The 6,992-nt window shown below is 66.2% G+C and carries 6 protein-coding genes; 3 read left to right on the top strand and 3 right to left on the bottom strand.

Annotated elements, in window-relative coordinates:
* Positions 1 to 307: 307 nt before the first annotated feature.
* Together DM995_RS19890 and DM995_RS19895 are read right to left on the bottom strand one after the other, a co-directional pair.
* On the bottom strand, positions 308 to 1,270 hold the full coding sequence (locus DM995_RS19890; protein WP_232824583.1) for a winged helix-turn-helix transcriptional regulator: 963 nt from the start codon (positions 1,268 to 1,270) through the stop codon (positions 308 to 310).
* Between the two features lie 63 nt (positions 1,271 to 1,333).
* Entirely contained in the window at positions 1,334 to 1,858 is a 525-nt protein-coding gene (locus DM995_RS19895; protein ID WP_116970803.1) for a nuclear transport factor 2 family protein, read from the bottom strand.
* A 130-nt stretch (positions 1,859 to 1,988) separates the two neighbouring features.
* On the opposite strand from DM995_RS19895, the gene DM995_RS19900 reads away from it, so the two are divergent.
* Complete coding sequence (locus tag DM995_RS19900; protein WP_232824584.1) at positions 1,989 to 3,491, top strand: carotenoid oxygenase family protein; 1,503 nt, start codon at positions 1,989 to 1,991, stop codon at positions 3,489 to 3,491.
* 7 nt (positions 3,492 to 3,498) lie between these two features.
* Here DM995_RS19900 and DM995_RS19905 read toward each other — a convergent pair whose 3' ends face one another.
* Positions 3,499 to 5,202: a class I adenylate-forming enzyme family protein gene (locus DM995_RS19905; protein ID WP_116970805.1), complete on the bottom strand. Its 1,704-nt coding sequence runs from the start codon at positions 5,200 to 5,202 to the stop codon at positions 3,499 to 3,501.
* 123 nt (positions 5,203 to 5,325) lie between these two features.
* On the opposite strand from DM995_RS19905, the gene DM995_RS19910 reads away from it, so the two are divergent.
* Together DM995_RS19910 and DM995_RS19915 are read left to right on the top strand one after the other, a co-directional pair.
* Positions 5,326 to 6,369 (top strand): NAD(P)H-dependent amine dehydrogenase family protein, encoded by a 1,044-nt coding sequence (locus DM995_RS19910; protein WP_116970806.1) that lies wholly within the window; start codon positions 5,326 to 5,328, stop codon positions 6,367 to 6,369.
* Positions 6,366 to 6,992 (top strand): thiolase family protein (locus DM995_RS19915; protein ID WP_502696627.1); only part of this gene is annotated, 627 nt, incomplete at its 3' end. The genes DM995_RS19910 and DM995_RS19915, both read left to right, overlap by 4 nt.

A 6,992-nucleotide genomic window follows, 5' to 3' on the forward strand; every position in this document is an offset into this window, starting at 1 on the left:
GCCTTCGGATGCTATCGCCCGCGCAAAAGCGGCGCCCAGGCCCTTGCCCGCCCCCGTGACGATGACCGCGCGCTCGACGCTGGAATCCATGGCTGTCTCTCTCCCGCTGGGGAGAGGCTAGTCAGATTGGTATGATAATGAAAGTGATAATTGCGGGTGTTGATCTGCTTGTCGCTGCGCATCCCATCATAGCGCAATTCTGTCATTCCCGCGAACGCGGGAATCCCGCTTTTTCGCCATGGACCAGGAAAGCGGGACCCCCGCCTTCGCGGGGGTGACGATCAAAAGGGAGGCTGACGTCTTGCTCTTACGCCGAAACCGGCTGCCTCTCGGCCTCTTCCCCGGCCACCTCCATCAGCCGGAAATTGACCTCATGCGCCTCGAGCGGCTGGCGGCAATGCGAACAGACCACCTGCGGCTCGAGCCGCTGGCCGCAATTGCGGTGCGTCAGCAGCACCGGCGGGCCGTTGGGCGAGCAGAAATACTTGTCGCCCCACATCATCAGCATCAGCAGCGCGGGGTAGTAATCCACGCCCTTCCGGCGCAGGCGATATTCGAAACGCGGCGGGCTTTCGACATATTGCTCCTGCCGGATGACCCCGATCGAGGTCAGCCAGGCGAGCCGTTCGGCCAGGATATTGGTCGCGATCGCGGTATCGCGGCGGATGTCGTCGAACCGGTTGATGTTGGTGAAGATCGACCGCATGATCAGGCTCGCCCAGCGGTCCCCCATGATCCGCGCGGCCTCGTCGAACAGAGTGGCTGCGCTTTCGGTGGTCTCGCGCTGCTGGCGGCGGCGCGAATAGACCGGCTCCATCAGGCCGACACCGGGGCCGGGCTCCCATTCGACCTGCGTCGCATCGATCGTCTGGTTGCACGCCTTGCACGCCGGCTCGGGCTCGAAACTGTGGCCGCAGGTCCTGTGCGTCAGTTCGACCTTCAGCTTGGTGCGGCCCGCGCCCCAGCGCTGTTCCCAGCGCAACAGCATCAGCGAGGTCCAGTAGAGATCGCGGCCCTTTTGCGTCAGCACATATTCGTGCCGGTTGCCGCCGTCGCTGCTCGGGCATTTCTCGATCATGCCATTCGCGATCAGCCGCTTGAGCCGGTCGCTGAGCAGCGCCTTGAGCAGGCCGGTGCGCTTGCGCAAGGCGTCGAAGCGGCGTGTGCCCAGCCAGATCGCCTCGATCACCAGCACCGTGGGCGCGTCGCCCACCACTTCCAGCGCCCGCCAGATCGAGCAGGTACGAATTAATTGCGGTTCAACAGTCACGTTGCCGATAATAGGCACGCCGGAGCGCTACGTCGAGCCTTTCGCTCCGGCGCGGCCCGTGCCTCAATGCGCCGCAGCGGGCTGGTGGAACTCCTCGCTGATGCCCATTTCGCGCAGCAGCTCGGCCCGGTCGTAATATTCGCGCCACACCTTCACATGGTCGCCCTCGACCTCGAGAATGCCGACCACGGGCACCTTGCCGTGATGGCCCTTGTAGACGAACTCGTCGGTTCGCTCGATCACCACGACATCGCCGATGCGGCCGATATTGTGGATGTGCAGCGTGATGCTCTCGATGCCTGCCCCCAGCGCGTTGATCCGCTCGGCGATCGCGGGACGGCCGTTGACCGGCTCGATCATCATCGAATGCAGCACGCCATCCTCGGCGAACAGATCGCCCACCAGCTTCCAGTCGCGGCGGTTCCAGGCGTCGATCATCTTCTCGACAACGGCAATCTTGGGGTCGGTCATTCTGCTCTCCTGCTTGGTGGCGGCGGGTGCCGGGGCGGACTCGGCCAGCGCCGCGCCGGGCAGCATCAGGCCAGCGGCAATAGTCAGCGTCAGCAGCGCGGTACGAAATCTGTTCATGGCATCCTCCGGTTGATGCGGCCGGTGATCCCGGCCTGCGCCAACGGTGTATCGCAAAGAGACTTGCGTAACCAGACCATTCTGCTATCCGGACGGCACAAGACGACAATCACCATAGGGGGGTGAGGATATGGCCATGAAAATCGAGCGGCAGCCCGCAATCCGGACCACGTTGCAGCCCAGCAACCACCCTTATCTGACCGGCGCCTGGACCCCGCAGCACGAGGAGGTCAATGCCTATGACCTCGCGGTGATCGAGGGTGCGATCCCGGAGGATCTCGACGGCATCTACCTGCGCAACACCGAGAACCAGATCCACCAGCCATTGGGCAGATATCATCCGTTCGATGGCGACGGGATGATCCACCAGATCGATTTTCGTCGCGGCAAGGCGCATTATCGCAACCGTTTCGTCCGCTCGCGCTGCTTCCAGGCGGAGCAGGAGGCGGGCGGATCGCTCTGGGGCGGCCTGCAGGACAAGCCCAGCCTGTCGCGCCGCCCCGGTTTCGGCGCGCATGGCAGCCTCAAGGACAGCGCCTCGACCGACATCATCGTGCACGCAGGCCAGGCGATCGCCACCTTCTACCAGTGCGGCGAAGGCTATGTGATGGACCCCGAAACGCTCGAGCAGCTGGGCCCCGCGCCCTGGGTTCCGATCGACGGCATCTCGGCGCATCCCAAGGTCGACGACCGCACCGGCGAGCTCTTGTTCTTCAACTATTCGAAGCACGCGCCGTACATGCATTACGGCGTGGTCGATGCCGAAGGCAGGCTCAAGAGCTATACGCCGGTGCCGCTGCCGGGGCCGCGCCTGCCGCACGATATGGCGTTCAGCGAGAACTGGGCGATCCTCAACGACTTCCCGGTCTTCTGGGATGAATCGCTGCTCGAGCACAATATCCATGCGGTACGGCTGCACGATCTGCCCTCGCGCTTTGCGCTGGTAAACCGCAACGATCCCACCGACATCCGCTGGTTCGATGCCGCGCCGACCTATGTGCTGCACTGGCTGAACGCCTGGGAGGAAGGCGACGAGGTGGTGCTCGACGGCTATTTCCAGAACAATCCCACGCCCGATCCGCTGCCGCACGATGGCGGTCTGGGCGCGATGATGGCGCATATCGACGAGAACAGCTTCCGCCCCACGCTGCACCGCTGGCGCTTCAACCTCAGCACCGGCGAGACGCGCGAACAGTCGCTCGGCGACCAGCTGGTCGAATTCGGCATGATCAACCAGCGCTATCTGGCGCAGCCCTATCGCTATGCCTATTCGACCACCACCAAGCCCGGCTGGTTCCTGTTCAACGGCTTCGTCAAGCACGATCTGGAAACCGGCGAATCGACCACGATTACCTTGCCCGAGGGCCGCTATGCCTCCGAGGCGCCGTTCGCCCCGCGCGTCGGCGCCGAGGACGAGGACGACGGCTATCTGGTCAGCTTCGTGATCGACGAGAATCAGGGCACGTCCGAGTGCATCATCATCGACTGCAAGCGCTTTGCCGATGGCCCCATCTGCCGCATCGCGCTGCCGCACAAGATCAGCAGCGGAACGCATTCGCACTGGGTCGAGCGCGAGGTGCTGGAGCGCGACAAGGCGGCGCGGCGCGAACGGATGATGGGCGTGGCGGCTTGAGCGCCGCCTAACCCTCCAGCGCGGCCAGCACCGCCGCGCGCAGATCGGCGCGCACCACCTTGTTCATTGCGTTGCGCGGCAGCGCGGGCAGCACCACCAGCCGCTCGGGCCGCTTGAACACGGCAACGCCCGCCGCGGCCAGATGCGTGCCGACGGCGGCGACATCCGGCGGAGTGACGCCCTCGTCCACCACCACCGCCACCGCGATCCGCTCGCCCAGATCGGCATCGGGAATGCCCACGCTCGCCGCCTCGCGCACGTTCGGCAGGCTGACCAGCAATTCGTCGATCTCGGCTGGCGAGATGTTCACCCCGCCGCGCACGATGATCTCCTTCGAGCGCCCGACAAAGCGGTAGAAGCGCGACAACGCGCCTTCTCCAGCAATCTCGAAAAGGTCGCCGGTGCGGAACCATTCGCCGTCGAAGCTCGCCGCATTGAGTTCGGGCGAGCGCCAATAGCCCGAGATCACGGTGCCTCCCGCGATATGCATTTCGCCGGGCGTTCCCGGTTCGGTGATGATCGCGCCGCTCTCCGGATCGACCAGCCGCGTGCGCATTACGGCCGAGACGGGGCTGTCCCACTCGACCCCTTCCGCGCCGAAGCGGGGGAAATAATGCGCGCGCTCGGCGCGGTCGGGTACGTCGCCGGGCGAGGACATCAAAGCCATGCCCTCGTTCGAGCCGAAGATGTTGCAGATCTCGATGCCCTGGCTGTCCGCCCAGCCCTCGATCAGCCAGGGGGTGAGCGGCGCGGAACCGCTGCCGATCGCGCGCAGCGACGAAAGGTTCACCGAGGCCGTGATCTGCGGCTGTTTGAGCAAGGCGGTGAGCACCGCAGGCGGGGCGATGGTATAGGTGACCCGCTCGGCCGCGATCTGTTTCAGGAACACAGCCAGATCGAAAGGATGGTGCAGCACCATCGTGCCGCGCACCTCGATCCAGGGCAGCATCAGCCCGCCGATCGAAGCGATATTGACCAGCGGGAAGGGGTTGAGCAGCACATCGCCCGGCTGCATCCCGGTGCCCCAGACCACGACCTTGGCGTTGAGCATCCAGTGGTTGTGATCGCGCGGCACGCCCTTGGGCCGCGCCTCGGTGCCCGATGTCCAGCAGATGGTCAGCACCTCGCCGCCCGCGACCGGATGCGCGGCGCACCAGGGGGCGACGCTCGCCGGATCGGCCGTGGCGGCGAGCGCCTTCAAGTCGGTTCCGTGCTCGGCAGTGCCCATGGTCAGCAGCATCATGCCGGGCCGCACGGCGATCAATCCCGCCGCCATCGCCGCATAATCATGGCCGTGGAACGCGGGCACGGTGACGAAGGCACGCGCATCGGTCTGCGCCAGAATATGGCCGAGTTCGTGCTCGCGATACTGCATCACGATCGGGCTGATGATCAGCCCCAGCCGTGCGACCGCGAGGAACAGGATGACGGCATCGACCGTGTTGGGTAGCTGCGCGCAGACCACGTCGTCGCGCTCCAGCCCCAGGGCGATCAGCGCGGCGGCCATGGCATCGACCCGGGCGTCGAGTTCGGTCCAGTTGAGCCGCTCGGGCGCGCATCCATCAAGCGTTTCGCGGTTGAGCGGATCGACCAGCGCCAGCGCGTCGCCGCGTTCGGTCACCGCCTGGCGAAAAAGGACATCGACGCTCTTTCCCTCCCACCAGCCGCGCGCCTGATAGTCCGCAATCCGCTTGGCCGGGGTCAGAAACATCGCTCTCTCCTGTCTGTGCTTTACAACTTTCATAAAGATACCTAAGCCCAAGGCAAGCCAGAGCTGCGGCCCGGAGTGCGATTATTCGGCTCCCAGAAGAGACGGCGACAGGAGAGGGCGGGCATGGCCTGCAAAGTCATTCAATGGGCGACCGGCGCGATGGGACGCACGGCGCTGCGCCGGATCATCGACGATCCCGCGCTGACGCTCGCGGGTGTGCATGTCTATTCTGAAGCCAAGGCGGGCAAGGATGCGGGCGAGATCGCGCGGCGTCCGTTGACCGGGGTGCTGGCGACACACGACCTGGCGCAGACGCTGGCGACTGAGGCCGATGTCGTGATCCACACCCCGCGCATCACCTTGCCCTATGACGCGCTGGTCCCCGATGTCGAGGCGCTGCTGCGATCGGGCAAGAATGTCATTTCCACCGCCGGTTTCCACTGGCCCGCCGCGCAAGGGCCGGATTATGCCGAGCGGCTTCATCGCGCCGCGATCGAGGGCGGGGCGACTCTGGCGGGTGTCGGGGTCAGCCCGGGCATGATCGTCGAGCGGATCGCGCTCGCCGCCACCGCGATGTCGGTCGAGGTCGAGCATATCCGGGTGAGCGAAACGGTCGATGCCTCGGCCATGGCGAGCGCGGCCTTCGTCTTCGAGCTGATGGGGCTGGGCAGCGATCCTGCCGTGCGCGACATCCGCACCGGGCCGCTGGCCGAGCTGTACCGCGCGCTGTTCTCCGAGGTGCTGGTGTTCGCAGGACACCAGATGGGTACAGCGGTCGAGCGAATCGAACCGGATCATCAGCTCACGCTCGCCCCGGCGGATATCGTCATTCCGGCGGGCACCATCCCGAGGGGCACCGTCGCTGCGACCGAGTGGCGCTGGACCGCGCATTACACCTGCGGCGCGCGCTTCACCCTGTCGATCCTATGGACCGCCGATCCGGGCCTGCACGAAGGCGGTCGCGGCCATTGGGACGTGCGGATCGAGGGGCGGCCCAATATCCATCTGACCATGGATATCACCGAATCCGATCCCAATGCGCCGCCCTCGCGCGCGCTGACCGATGCGACCGTGGCGGTGGCGATCAACGCGATCCCCGCCGTGATCGCCGCGCCGCCCGGGCTGTTCGCCTTTCAGCCGCCCAGCGCGTGGAGAGCCCCGGCATGAGCGAGGCCTATCTCCACGTTGCGTTGCGTACCCCCCGCGGCAAGGCGCGCCCCGATGGTGGGCTGGCCGGTGAGACGCCGCACGGGCTCGTCGCGCGTCTGGTCGATGCGATGGAGGCGCGGGGGCACGATCCGCGCGGGTGCGCCGAGCGCATGACCCTGGGCTGTGTCGGCCAGGTCGGCGCCCAGGGTGGGCATATCGCGCTGATCGCCAAGCTCAAGGCCGAGCTGCCCGATGGCGTCGCGGTGCACACGCTCAACAATTTCTGCGCCTCGGGCCTGTCGGCGGTGGGCGCGGCGGCGGCGGCGGTCGCGTCGGGCCAGGCGCAGTGGGCGCTGGGCGGTGGGGTCGAGATGCTGTCGAAGGTCGCGTTCATGGCCGACAAGGCGGATTATTATACCGCCACCGACATGCCGCCCGATCGGTGCTACATCCAGGTCGCGCTCGCCGCCGATCTGCTCGCCGAGAAGGAGGGGATCACCCGCGACGAGCTCGATCAGGTCGCTCTGGTGTCGCAGGCGCGGGCGGCGGCGGCCGAGGACCAGCCCGGCTTGCTCGCCTCGCGCATTGCCGTCGCCGGGCTCGACCGCGAGGAAGCGGTGCGGCCGATGACGCTGGAGCGG

It is taken from the genome of Blastomonas sp. UPD001, assembly GCF_003426715.1.
In the GTDB taxonomy this organism is placed as follows: Bacteria; Pseudomonadota; Alphaproteobacteria; order Sphingomonadales; family Sphingomonadaceae; genus Blastomonas.